Origin of the sequence: Ruegeria profundi, from assembly GCF_049800715.1 — a bacterium.
Classification (GTDB): domain Bacteria; phylum Pseudomonadota; class Alphaproteobacteria; order Rhodobacterales; family Rhodobacteraceae; genus Ruegeria; species Ruegeria profundi_A.
Map to the genome: position 1 here is coordinate 167,766 of NZ_JBNAFO010000006.1, position 16,258 is coordinate 184,023.

At 61.4% G+C, this 16,258-nt stretch carries 15 protein-coding genes; 5 read left to right on the forward strand and 10 right to left on the reverse strand.

What is annotated here, in order from left to right; all coding sequences use genetic code 11:
* Positions 1–123: 123 nt before the first annotated feature.
* On the forward strand, positions 124–2,577 hold the full coding sequence (locus ACP15L_RS11980) for a GcvT family protein (protein ID WP_425084326.1): 2,454 nt from the start codon (positions 124–126) through the stop codon (positions 2,575–2,577).
* A gap of 58 nt (positions 2,578–2,635) precedes the next feature.
* Complete coding sequence (locus ACP15L_RS11985) at positions 2,636–3,649, forward strand: Ldh family oxidoreductase (protein ID WP_425084327.1); 1,014 nt, start codon at positions 2,636–2,638, stop codon at positions 3,647–3,649.
* 24 nt (positions 3,650–3,673) lie between these two features.
* Here ACP15L_RS11985 and ACP15L_RS11990 read toward each other — a convergent pair whose 3' ends face one another.
* The 8 genes from ACP15L_RS11990 to soxR all read right to left on the reverse strand — a co-directional run bounded on the left by ACP15L_RS11990 (position 3,674) and on the right by soxR (position 11,445).
* A complete protein-coding gene (locus tag ACP15L_RS11990; protein WP_425084328.1) occupies positions 3,674–4,408 on the reverse strand; it encodes an SDR family NAD(P)-dependent oxidoreductase in 735 nt (244 codons plus the stop codon).
* Positions 4,405–5,136: an SDR family NAD(P)-dependent oxidoreductase gene (locus tag ACP15L_RS11995; protein WP_425084329.1), complete on the reverse strand. Its 732-nt coding sequence runs from the start codon at positions 5,134–5,136 to the stop codon at positions 4,405–4,407. The genes ACP15L_RS11990 and ACP15L_RS11995 overlap by 4 nt, the downstream gene beginning before the upstream one ends.
* Positions 5,137–5,139: 3 nt before the next feature.
* Positions 5,140–6,264: a mandelate racemase/muconate lactonizing enzyme family protein gene (locus ACP15L_RS12000; RefSeq protein WP_425084330.1), complete on the reverse strand. Its 1,125-nt coding sequence runs from the start codon at positions 6,262–6,264 to the stop codon at positions 5,140–5,142.
* Entirely contained in the window at positions 6,261–7,355 is a 1,095-nt protein-coding gene (locus ACP15L_RS12005) for an alcohol dehydrogenase family protein (RefSeq protein ID WP_425084331.1), read from the reverse strand. Before ACP15L_RS12005 ends, ACP15L_RS12000 begins: the two co-directional genes overlap by 4 nt.
* Positions 7,356–7,365: 10 nt before the next feature.
* A complete protein-coding gene (locus ACP15L_RS12010; RefSeq protein WP_425084332.1) occupies positions 7,366–8,469 on the reverse strand; it encodes a mandelate racemase/muconate lactonizing enzyme family protein in 1,104 nt (367 codons plus the stop codon).
* Between the two features lie 34 nt (positions 8,470–8,503).
* Entirely contained in the window at positions 8,504–9,055 is a 552-nt protein-coding gene (locus tag ACP15L_RS12015; protein WP_425084333.1) for a TetR/AcrR family transcriptional regulator, read from the reverse strand.
* Positions 9,056–9,206: 151 nt separating this feature from the next.
* Entirely contained in the window at positions 9,207–10,853 is a 1,647-nt protein-coding gene (locus tag ACP15L_RS12020; RefSeq protein WP_425084334.1) for a 4Fe-4S dicluster domain-containing protein, read from the reverse strand.
* A 136-nt stretch (positions 10,854–10,989) separates the two neighbouring features.
* On the reverse strand, positions 10,990–11,445 hold the full coding sequence (soxR, locus tag ACP15L_RS12025; RefSeq protein ID WP_170379057.1) for a redox-sensitive transcriptional activator SoxR: 456 nt from the start codon (positions 11,443–11,445) through the stop codon (positions 10,990–10,992).
* Positions 11,446–11,533: 88 nt separating this feature from the next.
* Between soxR and ACP15L_RS12030 the strand changes: the two genes are divergently transcribed.
* From ACP15L_RS12030 to ACP15L_RS12040, 3 genes are all read left to right on the forward strand, one after another.
* On the forward strand, positions 11,534–11,914 hold the full coding sequence (locus ACP15L_RS12030) for a VOC family protein (protein WP_425084335.1): 381 nt from the start codon (positions 11,534–11,536) through the stop codon (positions 11,912–11,914).
* Between the two features lie 234 nt (positions 11,915–12,148).
* Positions 12,149–12,619 (forward strand): transcription elongation factor GreA, encoded by a 471-nt coding sequence (gene greA, locus ACP15L_RS12035; RefSeq protein WP_170379061.1) that lies wholly within the window; start codon positions 12,149–12,151, stop codon positions 12,617–12,619.
* Between the two features lie 15 nt (positions 12,620–12,634).
* On the forward strand, positions 12,635–13,624 hold the full coding sequence (locus tag ACP15L_RS12040; protein WP_425084336.1) for a hypothetical protein: 990 nt from the start codon (positions 12,635–12,637) through the stop codon (positions 13,622–13,624).
* Here the strand turns inward: ACP15L_RS12040 and ACP15L_RS12045 are convergent.
* Positions 13,621–14,214: a GNAT family N-acetyltransferase gene (locus ACP15L_RS12045; protein ID WP_425084337.1), complete on the reverse strand. Its 594-nt coding sequence runs from the start codon at positions 14,212–14,214 to the stop codon at positions 13,621–13,623. The two genes, ACP15L_RS12040 and ACP15L_RS12045, sit on opposite strands and share 4 nt — an antisense overlap.
* Positions 14,211–16,256 carry a gephyrin-like molybdotransferase Glp gene (gene glp, locus ACP15L_RS12050; RefSeq protein ID WP_425084412.1) on the reverse strand — a complete coding sequence of 682 codons (2,046 nt, stop codon included), beginning with the start codon at positions 16,254–16,256 and terminating at the stop codon, positions 14,211–14,213. Before glp ends, ACP15L_RS12045 begins: the two co-directional genes overlap by 4 nt.
* Between the last annotated feature and the right edge of the window lie 2 nt (positions 16,257–16,258).

Sequence of the window (16,258 nt, forward strand, 5' to 3'; positions counted from 1 at the left end):
ATGTTCGGTTTGAGTGACTTCAACTCATTCAGAGTGAAATATTTTTCCAATTGCGCAAATGACCGACTGACGGAAAGGTGCTTCCAAACACTGTTGGCAAACCAAACACGGTATAAACATACGATGAAGTCACATGCGAAAGTAGTTGTGGTCGGGGGCGGCTGCGTTGGGGCCTCGATCCTGTATGGTCTGACCGAACATGGCTGCACGGATGCGGTGATGTTGGAGCGGACGACGCTGACATCCGGGTCCACATGGCATGCCGCCGGTCTGCTTGTGACCTTTGTGCGCTCGCATAACGTGTCGAAGATGACCATGGAGACCATCCGCATCTATTCCGAGGTTGAGGAAAAGATGGGCGCCTCGGTGGGCCTTCGCAAAGTGGGCCAGCTGCGCGTTGCCAATACCGAAAAGCGCTGGGATGAGTTCCAGTCCTATATCTCGATCGCCGAGGCCGCCGGGGTGCCGTGCAAGCTGCTGACACCGGAAGAGATTGCCGAGGTTCACCCCTTGCTGAACCAAAGCCCCGATATTCGTGGCGGCATCCTGCACACAGAAGACGGCTATGTGAACCCCGCCGACATCACCATGGCGCTGGCCAAGCTGGCACGCGATGCCGGGGCCAAAGTCTATCAGAACACCGAAGCCACCTCTTATGAAAAACTGGATAACGGCCACTGGAAGGTAACCACCAACCAGGGTGAGATCACTTGCGAGCATCTGATCTTTGCCACCGGCAACTACGCCCGTGAAAACGCGCGCCGTGTGGGGCTCGACCTGCCCTGTATCCCGATCGTTCACCAATATTGGACAACCGAGACCGTGCCCTTGCTGAAAGAACGCAAGGCACAGGGCCTGCCGGAATTCCCGATCCTGCGGGACGAGGATTATGGTGCCTATCTGCGCGAAGACGTGGGCGGCATCCAGTTTGGCCCCTATGAATTCACCAAGAACCTCAAGCTGTTCGCCGAAGATCGCGTGCCACCGGATTTCGGCGCCGATCTTCTGCCCGAAGATTTCGACGCCGTGGAAACCCAGTGGGAACGCGCCATCGAACGGGTTCCGACGCTGGGCGAGGTTGGCATCAAGGCCAACACCCGCGGCCCGTTCCAGATGACCCCGGACGAGCTGCCTCTGGCCGGCCCTGCACCCGGGCACGAGAACCTGTGGCTGGCCGAAGGGATGCCCGGCGGCATCCTGTGGGGCGGCACGGTCGGGAACCGTCTGGCCAAGTGGATCGTGGATGGCGATCCGGGTATGGACATGTCGGAACTCGACCCACGCCGGTTCTCGGACTATGCCTCGAAACGGTGGACCATGGACAAGGTGCGTGAGACATGGGGCACCCATATGAATGCGCACATCCCCGGTGAGGATTTCCCCGAGGCTCGCCCGATGAAAACCGCGGGCTCATACGATCTGTTGACTGCACATGGCGCCGTCTGGACCAGCTTCAATGGCTATGAATTCCCGCGCTGGTTCGCCAAATCACCCGAAGAGGCGATCTCCGAACACTCCTTCCGTCGCACCAATCATATGGAATTGGTTCAGGAAGAAGTGCGTCGCACCCGCGAAGAGGCGGGCTTCATCGAGATGTCTCCGATGACCAAATTCACCGTGCGCGGGCCGGGCGCGGCCAAATGGCTGGACGGTCTGATGGCGAACAAACTGCCCAATGTGGGGCGCATGACCCTGTCTCTGATGCTGAACGACAAGGGCGGGATGGATGCGGAATACACCATCGTGCGCAAGGCGCAGGATGACTTCTACCTGATCTCGACCCCGAATTGGCAGGCCTATAACTGGGACCAGATGCAGCGTCTGCTGCCCAAAGACGGCTCGGTCGTGATGGAGGACATCTCGGAACAGCTGGGCGTGATCGCTCTGGCCGGTCCGAAATCGCGCGAGATCCTGTCGAAACTGACCGACAATGATCTGTCGAACGAGGCCTTCCCGTGGCTCTCGGCCCAAATGGGCGAGGTCGGCTATGCCAAGGGCGTTCACCTGCTGCGCGTCTCCTACACCGGTGAGCTGGGATGGGAGCTGCACCATCCGGCGGGCTACAACCGTCATCTCGTGGATCTGTTGCTGAAGGCCGGCGTGAAACCGTTCGGCCTTGAAGCGCTGGAGTCCATGCGGCTCGAGAAATCCTACCGCGCCATCAACCGCGAGATCTGCAAAGACCTGACCCCGTATGAGGTCGATCTGGGCCGGTTCGTCGCCATGACTGAGAAGATCGGCGGGCAAGTGGTCGAACGGGACTTCATCGGCAAACCCGCGCTGCTGAAACAGCAGGATGCGGGGGGATACAACACTCTGGTCACGTTGAAATTGCCATATTGCGATACCTCAGTGATGTTTGACGAAGGTGTCTATTCCGACGGCAAACTGATCGGGCGCGTCACCTCGGGTGGGTTCTCATACTATTGCAACCACGACATCGCGATGGCGCTGGTGCCGCAGGACATGACGGCCCCGGGCACCAGAATGCAGGTTCTGGTCCATAACGAGATGCGCGAGGCCGAGGTCATCGACACCTGCGCCGTTGATCCCTCCAGCGCCCGCGCACGCGCCTGACAAGAACAACAAGGGGGCTTGCGGTCCCTTTCACAAACACAAGGACAGGATTCTGCCAATGACCGATATCTCGACGAAAACGCTCTCACTTCAAGAGGTTAGGGAATTGGCGAAGTCCGTCCTTGTGGCTGCGGGTATGGATGATACGGGCAGCGACATGATCGCTGAGATCGTCGTGAAATCCGAACGTGACGGCCCGCGCAGCCACGGTTTGCGCATGCTACCGGTCTACGCGCAGAGCTTTACCTCGGGCTATGCCAACCCCGCCGCTCACCCCACGTTCGAGCGTATCGCACCGGGCGTTCTGCGTGGTGACGCAGACAATGGATACTACCAGATCGCCGCGGCCGCAGCACGGGACGAGCTGATCGCAATGGCGCGCGAAAACGGGATCGCTGCCTTTACCTGCGCAAATAGTCACCACCTCGGCGCGTTGCGCTTTGACACCGAACCGCTGGCCGATGCGGGGTTGGTGGCTTTGGCTGTCGTCAACTCACTGTCGATGGTGGTGCCTCAGGGCGGTGTGCGCCCGGTCTTTGGCACCAACCCGATGTCATTTGCCTGCCCGCGCGACGGCATGGAACCCATCGTTTGGGACCAGGCGTCCTCGACAGTGGCCTTGATGGATATCCGCATGGCCGCCGCCGAAGGGCATGACCTGCCGCGCCCTGCAGGTCTGGCCCCGGACGGCCAGCCCAGCGCCGATCCCAACGCCATTCTGGAAACCCGCAGCCTGTTGCCGTTCGGCGAGCACAAAGGGGCCGCGATCGCCTTCCTGATCGAGGTCATGGGCGCGGCGCTGGCCGGAGGGACCCTATCGGTCGACAATGCCGAGCGCGAGGCGCATGGCGCGTTGAACGTCAAGGGCGGCGCGACCCTGATCGCGATTGATCCGACACGGTTCGGAAATGCCGGTTTCAACGACTATGTTACGCGCATCTGTTCCGAGATCGAAGGCAACGGCACCGCGCGCATACCCGGTGACGGGCGGCTGAAGAACCGCGCCGCGTCTCAGGCCGAGGGTGTCAGCATCAGCACCGAATTGCTGACGCAGTTGCAAGACCTGCGGTAAGCGCTCAAACCTATGGCACGGGGATCAAGGCAAGCTCAACTTTGCCATCCGCCCGCCATCGACCGTGTAGACCTGCCCTGTGATAAAGCCGCTTTCCTCCGCGGCCAGAAACGCGGCCAATGCGGCCACTTCTTCGGGCTTGCCAGTGCGCGCGACCGGGTGAATCTGGCCGATATCCCGGCGAAACGCATCCGGGTCGGGCATTGAGTCGATAAAGTCGAGGTTCAGCTCGGTGTCGATCCAGCCCGGAGCGATGGCGTTACAGCGAATACCCTCGGCTCCGTGATCCACCGCCACGGCGCGGGTCAGCCCGTGCAACCCGGCCTTGGACGCGCAATAGGCTGCGTGGCCTGGATTGCTGCCCAGTCCCTCGATCGAGCCGGTATTGACGATGCTGCCCTTTGTCTTGCGCAGATGGGGCAAAGCGGCCTGGATCATCAGAAATGGCGCGGTCAGGTTGACGGTCAGGTTTTTCTGCCAGTCATCCAATGTCATCTCTTCGACGCGGGCCTCCTGCATCATCCCGGCGTTGTTGACCAGAACGTCCAGCTGTCCGGCGCGGGCAATGACCTCGACCACCACCTGTGCAGGCACAGCTGGATCGGTGAAATCGGCTGTGATCCCTTCGAACCGGTCATCTCCACCACGCTGAGCGGTGAAGACGCGCGCGCCCTCCTCCGTCAGCCGTGCCGCGATGGCCTGCCCGATCCCGGAGCGACCGCCGGTGACCAGCGCAACCTTGCCCTCAAACCGCCTCATGCAACCGGCTTCCCGCCATTGACCTCAACCAGCGTGCCGCACATGTAGCGCGCCGCATCCGAGGCGAGGAACAGGACCACATCGGCAATATCCTCAGGCTCGGCGATCCGGCCCAGAGGCACGGTCTTACCCAGTTCGGTCACGGCCTCGTCTGGATCAAACCCGCGCTGGGCAAAGCCCGAGCGCAGCATCGGCGTGTTGACCTCATTCGGGCACACCGCGTTGATGCGGATGCCCTGATGCGCGTGATCCATCCCCATACATTCAGTCAGCGAGGCAATCGCCGCCTTGGTCATGCAATAGAGCGCATGGTTCGGCCCCGGCGCCTTGCCGCCCCAGCAGGAGGCGGTGTTGACGATGGCTCCACCGCCCGCCTCGGCCATCAGCGGAATGGCAGCGCGGCAAATCCGAAACGGAGCCTCGACATTCACGCCCAAGGACAGGGTCCAGTCGGCGTCCGAGGTCTCGGTCACCGGGCCGCGGGTGATGACGCCGGCATTGTTGATCACGATATCGAGGCCGCCCAAAGCCTGTTGCGCGGCTGAGGCCAGCTGATCGCAATAGGCCGGGTCCAGCAGATCCCCGGGCAGATGCACCTCGGCCTTGATCCCATCGGTCGAGCGATCCGCAACCGCGACCCGAGCACCCTGTGCGCGCAGCTGGTTGACGATGGCCTGCCCGATCCCTCCGGCCGCGCCGGTGACGAGGGCGTTTTTGTCCTGAAACATGTCTTAGTCTTCCCAGATTGCGACGGCCTGCCCCAGCAGGTCCCGGTTCATTGTCACGCCGAGGCCCGGCGCATCGGGCGGCAGCACGCCACCGTTTTCGATTGGGGCGTCAAACGCCCCGGTCTGGATCGTCACCATGTCGCGCGGGTCCAGAACACAGCGCAGCAGCCCTTCGGGCACAGTTGCACCCATGTGGAAGATCGACGCGGCAGACAGGGTTGACCCCACCGTGTCCTGCACACTGATCGTCAGCCCAGCGGCGCGGCAGATGTCGCGGTGACGGCGGGCATGGGTCAGCCCTCCGGCTTTCGAGATTTTCAGCCCGATGCCATCGGCCACGTCCAGCGCCACCAGCTTGGCGATATCGCCGTCCTCCTGCGCCAGTTCGTCCAGAATGATCGGCACGTCGCAACGCTGGCGCAGGGAAAGCGTCTCGCGCCATGTGGCACAGGGGGCCTCCAGTACGAAATCCAGCCCGTTCGGCAGGGCGCGAAGCATCCGCAGCGCGGTTTCCGGGATCAGTCCGCCATTGGCATCAACGATGAAATATTCGCCCGGTTGCCGATCCGCCAATGAGGCCGCGATACGTTCGGCGTCCAGCGCAGGGCCGCCTTCGGAATCAATAGCGCCGACCTTTACCGAATGGCCCATATAGCCCGTCGCGCGGTGTTCCGCGACGCGGGCGCGCATATCCTCGGGCGTACCCGCGTAGATCGAACTGATCGCGGGCAGGCGATTACCCGTCGCACCGCCCAGCAGTTTATAGACCGGCAGACCAACCGATTTGCCGAACAGGTCCCAACAGGCCAGATCAAGCGCCGATTTCGCATGGTTGTGACCCAGAAGAGCCTCATCCATAGCGTCATTGATCCGGTCCACATCGCGCGGGTCCCAGCCGATCAGATAAGGGGCGATTTCCTCAACCCCGGCGCGGGCACCCCGTGCATGGGCAGCGATGTAGTTCGGGCCGAAGGGCGTGGATTCACCCCATCCCTCGGTCCCGTCATCGGCGGTGATACAGACGATGACACTGTCAAACCCGGTGTAAATGCGCCCTCCCGACAGCTCATAAGAGCCACCCGCATAGGGCAGATGCAGCTCAAAAAGCTCGATCTTGCGGATTTTCATGAGGTCACCTGCGGCGGGATCAGCACCAGCTGCCCGGTATGTGTTTTGGTCAGAAACTCTTCCTGCGCCGTCGCGATCTCGCTCAGCGGATAAGTCTTGGCAACGACAGGGCGAATTTCTCCGGCCTCGATGTATTTCACGAGGTTTTCGAACACGATGTCCTCCTGAAACGTACAGCCAAACAGGGTGAGGTCTTTCAGGTAGAGCGTCCGCACGTCGATTTCGCAGATCGGTCCGGCAATGGCCCCGGCGGTCGCATAACGCCCGCCCCGGCGCAGCACGTCCAGCAGGCTGGGCCATTGCGGGCCGGCCACCAGATCGACCACCACGTCGACCGAGCCTTCACCCAGTTCAGCCACTAGATCGGCGTTGCGGTCCAGCACGCGATCTGCGCCCAAAGCCCGAACAGCCTCGGCTTTCGCGGGTGAACACATTGCGATCACATACGCGCCGCGCCGTTTCGCCAGTTGCACCGCGGCTGACCCAACACCGCCCGAGGCACCGGTGACCAGAACAGTCTCAGCCCCGACGCTGGCGCGGTGCAGCATACCCTCGGCGGTGGAATAGGCGCAGGGGATGGCGGCCAGTTCCACATCCTCCCAGTCGCAATTCACGGCATGGGTTTCCTGAGAAGGCGCGACGCAGAACTGGGCAAAACCCCCATCGCATTCACTGCCGATGGTCCAGCATTCAAAAGGGCGGTAGTCCACATAGGTCCGCAGCATGTTGCGCACGATTACACGCTCGCCAACGCGCGCCGGGTCGACCCCATCGCCTACGGCAGCAACATAGCCACAGACATCGGCACCCTGAATGCGCGGGAAGGTCAAGGGCGTGCCAGACCAGCTGGCATCGTCATCGTCCACAGTCTCAAAACCCGAGGCACCGCCGGAATTGGTGTCTTCGGTAACAGCCTTGGAGTACCAGCCGATCCGCGTGTTGATGTCGGTGTTGTTCACGCCCGCGGCAGCGACCCGGATCAGCACCTCTCCGCGCCCAGGCGTCGGAACCGGGACGTCCGAGCGGTAGTCCAGCATCTCGATACCGCCATGGCCGGTCAGTTGAACCGCATGCATGGTTTCGGGGATCATGGTGTTCTCCTTAGTATGAGGCGACGGGCGCGCCGAACAGCGTCTCGTCGGGGGTGACGCCCAAACCCGGCCCGGTCGGGCGCTGGATGTGACCGCCTTGGATAGTGATGCCGTTCTCGGGATCGTAGTTGCCCTCGATATAGGGGGCGGCGAGCCATGCGCCCTCCATCAGCGTCGGACGCACGGTGGATGCAATCTGCGTGCAGGCGGCGGCGATGATGTCCCCGCCCCAGCTATCATCGCAGGTATGCGGTAGATTGCGCGCTTCGCAGATGTCGCGGAAGGTGCGCATGTTCTGCAGGCCGCCGATGCGGGTGACTTTCATGCCAAACCCGTCCACCAGCCCGGTTCCGGCAGCCGAGATCACGGCGTTCAAGTCGACGCTGTTTTCATCCATGTAGATGCCATGGCTCACCTGAGGGCGGATCTTTTCCAGGTCCTGATAGGTGTTGCAGGGCTGTTCCATGATGAAGGGCACATCTGGGCATTCGCGACTGACGCGCAGCGCATCGCGCGTGATCCACCCGCGATTGCCATCGACCGCAAGGCGCATGCCTGTTCCGCCGACAACCTCCCAGACTTTGCGGATGGTTTCGATATCAATCTCGACCGGACGCCCGCCAACCTTGATTTGCAACCGAGGATAGCCCTCGGCCAGCTTCTCATTGGCAAGGCGCGCGATATCGTCCGGCGCACCCACACCCGTCGCGTAGTAAGAGGGCACGCGATCGGTCTGCGCGCCGCCCAGCAGGTCGGCGACATTGACGCCCAGTTTCTTGCCAATCAGGTCATGGGCCGCGATGTCGATGGCCGCCTTGGCATAGTTGTGCCCATTGAGCAGCCCGTTCATCCGGTGGTGCAGGGCCACAGGCCACAGATCCGCGCCGATCAGGCCCTCGGCCATTGCCTTCAACGCAGCCCGCGCGCCCTCTGCATGCGCTTCAGCATAGGTTGGGCCGACCGGGCAGGTCTCTCCCCAGCCGGTCGTGCCATCCTCGGCCACCAGCTTGACCAGCGTGGTGTCAAGCGTCCAGACCTCGGCGTTTGCCATGGTGTAAGGACCGTTTTTGACCGGCAGATCATGGGCGTAGATGTGGATTTCCTTGATCTTCATATCCGTCTCTTTTGTCGTTTGCCGGATGCCCGGACTAGTGAATATCGGCAGCGGCCAGCGACGCGCGGGCGCAACGCATTGTGGCCGCGGTTGCGACCTCAGCCCCCATTAAACGCGCGCTCTCGGTCAGGCCTTCGTGCAGGATGAAAAGAGCCTCGGCCAAAGCCTCGACATCGCAATCGGGGGCCACGTGGATCAGCCGCGTACGGAACATGTCGCGGACATGCTGTTTGTGCGTCGTGACGGCATCGCGGATCGCATCACTTTCGGGGTAGGCCGCCAGCGCATTGCGGAACAGGCATCCGGTGTTTGAAACCTCGCGCAGCCAGTCCGCCAGGCGGGTCAGAACGTGCAACACGTGATCCGCCCCCTGGAGTTGATCGGTGCCGATCCAATCGGAATAGGCGGCATCGCGGTGATCCAACGCGCCGATGACCATCGCTTCGCGGCTGGGAAAATACTTGTAGAGCGTGCGCAGGGAAACATTAGCGCCCTCTCGCAAGGCTTCTACACCTTGGGTGGCAAATCCCATCTCTGAAAACTGCCGGTCTAGGTTTTCTGCGATTTTCTGCTGTGTCTCAGTCATATCTCGGTGGTAGAGCGATCACTCTACCCACACATCACCGTTTGCGACACAGACTTTCTTTCCAACGACAAAAAATGCCACCGGCGGGACCGGTGGCATGGAACAAGGGCGGGATGGCGGCAGGGTCGCGCCGCCAGTGCCAAGCCTTCAGTTACATGTTGGGGTAGTTCGGGCCGTCGCCACCCTGCGGAGTGGTCCAGGTGATGTTCTGGCTCGGGTCCTTGATATCGCAGGTCTTGCAGTGGACGCAGTTCTGGAAGTTGATCACGAACCGTGGGCCGTCGTCATCCTCGACCATTTCATAGACGCCAGCCGGGCAATAACGTTGCGCGGGCTCGGCGAATTTGGGCAGGTTGACGGCAACCGGGATCGACGGATCGGTCAGCTTCAGGTGGCAGGGTTGGCTTTCCTCGTGGTTGGTCATCGCGAAGGACACGTTGGTCAGACGGTCAAAGGACAGCGTACCATCGGGCTTGGGATAGTCGATCGGCTTGTGCTTGCTGGCCTCTTCGGTCGACTCGGCGTCGTTCTTACCGTGACCCATCGTGCCGAACAGCGAAAAGCCCAGCGTGTTGGTCCACATGTCCAGACCACCCAGCGCCAGCGAGGGCATGAGGCCCCATTTCGACCACATCGGCTTGACGTTACGCACTTTCTTGAGGTCCTGACCAATGGCGCCTTTACGCACGTCGGTCTCATAGACTGTCAGCTCATCACCGGACCGGTCGGCCTTGATCGCGTCAAAGGCGGCCTCGGCTGCGGCTTTGCCCGACAGCATCGCGTTGTGGTTTCCCTTGATGCGCGGCACGTTGACCATACCCGCCGAGCAACCCAACAGCGCCACGCCCGGAGCGACCAGTTTTGGCATCGACTGATAGCCACCCTCGGTGATCGCGCGGGCGCCATAAGCCACGCGCTTGCCGCCTTTCAGCAGCTCAGCCACCATCGGGTGATGCTTGAAGCGTTGGAATTCCATGTACGGATACAGGTGCGGGTTCTTGTAGTTCAGGTGAACCACGAAACCGACATAGACCTGGTTGTTTTCCAGGTGATAGATGAAGGAACCGCCACCTGCGTTGCTGCCCAGAGGCCAGCCCATCGTGTGCGTGACTGAGCCTTCCTTGTGCTTCGCCGGGTCGATCTCCCAAATCTCTTTCATGCCAACGCCGTATTTCTGCGGCTCTTTGCCAGCAGACAGGTCGTATTTGGCGATGACTTCCTTGGACAGCGAGCCGCGCACGCCTTCGGACAGGAACACGTACTTGCCGTGCAGCTCCATGCCCGGTTCGGTGCCGGGACCGTAGGAGCCGTCTGCCTCCAGACCAAAGACACCGGCGACCACGCCTTTGACTTCGCCATTTTCGCCGTAGACCAGCTCGGAACAGGCCATGCCGGGGAAGATTTCCACGCCCAATTCTTCCGCTTGTTCGGCCATCCAGCGGCAGACATTGCCCATCGAGACGATGTAGTTGCCGTGGTTGTTCATCAGCGGCGGCATCGGAGCATTGGGGATGCGCAGCTTTCCGGCCTCACCCAGCATGTAGAAGTTGTCTTCGTTCACCGGTGTGTTCAGCGGTGCGCCTTTTTCTTTCCAATCCGGGATCAGAGCGTCCAAACCGCAGGGATCCAGCACGGCGCCCGACAGGATATGCGCGCCCACTTCCGATCCCTTTTCCAGAACCACGACATTCAGGTCGGCATCCAGCTGTTTCAGACGGATGGCCGCCGACAGGCCCGCGGGGCCTGCGCCCACGATCACCACATCGTATTCCATCGCTTCGCGTTCAATCTCGGCCATCGCGGGCTCCTTAGCTAACTTTCCGAATTGGCGCTTTTCTCGTGCGGTCGGCGCAATTTTGTTTCTCGGCTGATTACATGGTGAGAAAGACTCAGGTCAATCGAAACACGGCGTAACAATGCCGCTATTCGACACTTCACGTGTTTGGCGAGTCGCCCATAAGGTATCTGGGACCGCTACCATGTGATTTGGCGCGGTCATCGGGGTTGTAAAGGGCGCATTTCGGCAGGCTGAGGCACCCGCAGCCGATGCAGCCGTCCAGATTGTCGCGCAATCGCGTCAGGGTATTGATTCGCTGATCCAGATGAGCGCGCAGCGTGACGCTGATATCTTTCCAGTCCTGCGGCGTAGGGGTTCGGTTGCCGGGCAGGCCCGATAGCACCTCGCGGATCTCGGGCAAGGTCAGGCCGAATTGCTGGGCGATCATCACAAAGCTCAACCGCCTTATATCGGCCCGCTGATACCGCCGTTGCCCGCCTGCATTGCGCCAGGGCGAGATCAACCCCTGCGCCTCATAGTACCGGATCGCCGACACCGCCAACCCAGTACGCCGCGCCAAAGCACCAATTGCCAGACCTTCGGAAGCCGCCATTTCACCCTCGCAAGAAATACCTTGACCTAAAGTTAGGTTTAGAAATTACGCTGGTTCGTGACAAGCCTGAAAAAGGAAAGGACCTGCCATGATGGCCACGCTTGAACACACCAACTTCACCGTCAGCGATCCCAAAGCCTCGGCCGCGTGGATGCACAAAGTGTTTGGATGGGATATCCGCTGGGAAGGCGCCGCGATGGCGGGCGGCTATACGGTGCATGTGGGCACGAAACACACCTATCTCGCACTCTACCGTCCCGAACACCCCGAGCCATCAAACGAAAGCAGCTATGACGTGGTCGGCGGCCTGAACCACGTGGGGGTTCTGGTCGAAGATATCGACGCGACCGAGGCCAAGGTGCGCGCGGCAGGTTTCACACCGCATAACCACGCCGATTATGAGCCGGGCAAGCGGTTCTATTTCGACGATGACAACGGGATCGAGTTCGAAGTGGTGCAATATGATTGAGATGTTGTGGCTCTGCACCCCGTCACAGCGGTGGCGCAGGAATAAGCCCCCGGATCACCGCCACAGGCGCGAACCGCCCCAGCGGAACGGCGTTAAGTCGCAAATCGACGTGTGACGCCCCCTTGGCCTCTTGCATTTCACGCTCCATTTGGGTCAGGTACTGAACGACCCATCATTCGCCCCGACGCTTTCCCCGCGGCGGGGCGGCTCAATTTATGCGTGGACAACAAGATTATGGAAAAGATTCCAATGACGCCTGCGGGCAATGCCGCGCTCGAGGCGGAGCTGAAAAACCTCAAATCCGTCGAGCGCCCGGCGATCATCGAAGCCATCGCTTCGGCCCGCGAACTGGGCGATTTGAAGGAAAACGCCGAATACCACTCGGCCCGTGAAAAGCAGGGCTTCATCGAAGGCCGCATCAAAGAGCTTGAGGGTATCCTGTCTCTGGCCGACGTGATTGATCCGGCCAAACTGTCGGGCGCGATCAAGTTCGGCGCCAAGGTGACGCTGGTCGATGAAGACACCGATGAGGAAAAGACCTGGCAGATCGTGGGTGAATATGAGGCCAATATCGAAAAAGGCCTGCTGAACATCAAATCGCCCATGGCCCGTGCCCTGATCGGCAAGGACGAAGGCGACAGTGTCGAGGTGCGCACCCCCGGCGGTGTCCGCTCTTACGAAGTTCTCAACATCGAATTCGCCTGACCCGGAGGGTCTGTCATGTCGGGGCCACAACCTGACCAGGAAAGCGAACGGCCAACCTCGCTGGGCATCTATGATCGCCCTCAGCGCCCGTCTGTGACCTCGATCGAGATTGCGGCCGGGGTGCTGAGTGTCATCTGGCTGGTGGTCTCGGTCCTGTTCCTTGTGATGCCCGACCAGACACAAGGCGGCGGGTTCATTGTGACCCTGTTGGCGGTTTTCCTGCCGGTAGCCATGATCTGGGTTGCCGCAACGGCGATGCGTGCCAGTCGCGTCATGCGCGAGGAAAGCGCCCGGCTGCAAACCGCGATTGATGCGATCCGTCAGGCCTATGTCGTTCAGCAACAGCGCGCCGCCAGCTCGTATGAGCCGACGGTGTCCAAAAAGCTGGACGAAATCGCCGCTGTGACCAAAAAGGCCGAGGACGCGCTGGCCACCTTTTCCAGCAAGCGGCGTGAACCCTTGCAGGTCGCCCCACCTGCGTCGGGCGGGCAAACCTCGCTGGCGCTAGGTACAACCGCCGAAGAGATTACACCGCCTCTGACCACCGATACCTTCATCCGCGCGCTGAACTTCCCCGAGACCGAGAAAGACACCGAAGGGTTCACCGCGCTTCGGATGGCGTTGAAGGATCGAAAAGCCTCCAAACTGGTACAGGCCTCGCAGGATGTTCTGACCCTGCTCAGCCAAGAGGGCATCTATATGGATGACCTCCGCCCCGATATGGCACGCCCTGAGGTCTGGCGTCAGTTTGCCCAGGGCGCACGCGGACGCTCGGTCGCGGCTTTGGGCGGGATTCGGGATCGCTCGTCGCTGGCGCTGACGGCGGCGCGGATGAAACAGGATCCGATCTTCCGGGATGCGGCGCACCATTTCCTGCGCCGGTTCGACAACATGATCGTCGAATTCGAAGCCAATGCCAGTGACGCGGAACTGACCGCCCTTGGAGACACAAGAACCGCGCGGGCCTTCATGTTGTTGGGGCGCGTGGCTGGCACCTTCGACTAGGCGGCAGGTACAGGCCAGCTCATCTTGGTGGCGCGGCTGAAGCCGAACAGGTGCCGAAATGGACCCGTCTTCTCAACACCCACGGGTTTGAACCCTTCGCGTTCGTACAGTGCCTGCGCGCGTGGGTTGGTGTCGATCACATCCAACTGCACCTCGGCCATTCCGCGACGCAGCGCCTCAGCCTTGATGGCAGAAAGCAGGGTTGTTCCAATGCCCTGCCTGCGGGCCTCAGCCGCGACAAAGATGCCGTCCATCTGGAACACACCGGGCTGCAGATCGCGCTCCAACACGCTTAGAACCACACCGCGCCAAAGCGCCCCGAACCAGCCATAGACGCGTGCAAGGTCCGACAGACTGCCTCCCGCCAAGCCGCCTTTGTTGGTCTTAAAACCCGCTAGGCCCAGCATCCGGCCTTCAGCATCACGCGCAACCAGCGCGAATTCCGGGTCGAGGGCCGTTCCAAAGAAGGCCAACCCTTTTTCATCCGGTCCCATCACCTTGTGCAACTTGGCCGCAAAGGCCTGCCAGAACAGGGCTGCGGCTTGGGGCCTTTCAACCTCGCTAAAGCCTTTGGATACCGTGACCGTCACAGCCCAAAACTGCCGTAAGGGATAAAGCGCACCAGATCGCCCGGCTGGACGTGGCGCGCGCCGTCTTCGATCTCAACCAGCCCCTCGGCCCAGCTTAGCCCGCTGATCCGGCCAGAGCCTTCCGAGTGGAAAACCTCGACCCGCCCCTCGCGAATTCGGGCGCGCAGATATTCCCGGCGACCGGGTTTCTTGCGTTTCTCAAAAGCGGCGGGCACCTCGAAACCCTGTGGCTCTGCCCATCCCTGCCCTGACATCTGGCACAGGGCCGGGCGGGCGAAGATCAAGGTACAGACCTTGGCGGCCACCGGGTTGCCGGGTAGCCCAAAGACCGGTGTACCCGACCACATACCCAGAGCCAGAGGGCGACCGGGTTTGAGAGCAATCCGCCATTCCTGCATCGCACCCGCCTCGCGCAGAAGGGCTGAGACATGGTCCTCATCTCCCGCCGAAGCGCCGCCGCTGGTCAGGATCACATCGGCTTGCGTTGAGGCCTCATCCAATCTTGACCTTAGGGTTTCGCGGTCGTCGGCGACACGTCCCAGATCAACCGGCACAAATCCCATGCGGTCTATCAAAGACAGCAGCATGGGCCTGTTCGCGTCAAATATCTGCCCGATGCCCGCCGTCTCGCCCGGCTCGACAAGCTCATCCCCGGTGGACAGAACGGCCACGCGCAAAGGTTTGCGCACGGGCACCTCGGAAATACCGACCGCCGACAAAAGCGCCATATCGGCCGGTGTCAGCTTACGACCAGTTGTCAGAGCCACTTCTCCTACTGAAACATCCTCACCCGCGCGGCGCGTGTTTGCGCCCTTTTTCAGAGGACCATGGAAGGCAATATGCCCGTCCTGCACCGTCACGTCCTCTTCCAGGATGACCGTGTCCACGCCTTCGGGCAAAGCCGCGCCGGTCAGGATACGCAACGCGCGGCCAGCAGGCACCGTGCCATCGAATGGAATACCCGCCGCGGCGCGCCCCTCGGTCAGCGGCATCACCTGCGCGCCCTCGGCGACTGGGCCTGCGAACCCATAGCCGTCCACAGCCGTGTTGGGCTGCGGCGGGTTCGAACGCAGCGCCACCACGTCCTCGGCCAGAACGCGACCCATCGCCTGCGCAAGCGGCACCACCTCGGCCCCTGTGACGGGGCGCAACCGATCCCGCAGCAACCCAAGCGCGTCATCCACCGGCGTCCAGTTCACCCCGGCGGGCAAGGCAAAACAATCGTTTCGCAATGGCGGAGGCGATATGTTCGGTTTGTCCTGCGCTACACCCAAGATCCACCCCTCCTCTGAGGCTGAAACGTTCAACTGTCTGCCCAATTCCTGATCCGTCATCCGCGACAGAGTCAAGGCAACCTGTTCGACCTGCCACGCATCCTTGATCCGATCCGGCGGCGCTGCACCAAGGTTGAGCGAGGGCCAGATCTCGACAAACGCCACCGGCTTGTCCAGCGGCTGAAAGGGCCAAACGGCGATCTCGCCCGCGAAGGCGTGCCGTAGCCGGTTCAACACCGGCAGGCCCATCATCACCTGCCCACCGACTGCCCCTGCCCCAGCCATTTGCCAGCAGGTAAAGCTGCCTTTGGCTAAATGCTCGACCTTTCGTCGATCCGGAAACGGGTTGTGATAGTCCTGTTTCGTGCGCGGCAACCCGGCGATGTCGCGCCGCAGTCCATTCATCCAGAACGGGCCTTTCCCGCCAAAGCCCGCATTGATCTGACCCGCGAGGTCAAAGCGGTTGTTGGCGGTCGGAGAATCCTCGATCTGGTCTTCAAACCAGTCCCACAGGGTAAGCGGATCACGTGTTCCGGTGATCGCCTTGGCAAAGCCTGCGGGATAGCTGAAGGGGAAATCAAACCCCAGCATCAGGCGGCGACCAGCAGAAAGTTCAGTGTCGATCAGACTGTGCAGCCACTCCTCGGCGACCACCCGATTGCGTAGATAGTCCAGCGCCTGCACTGCGCCGTCGCGAACCACACAGGCCCAGATGGCGTCTTTGCGAGGGCGCGGTCCAGTGTCGTTGCCACCGGACCAATCGACCATCG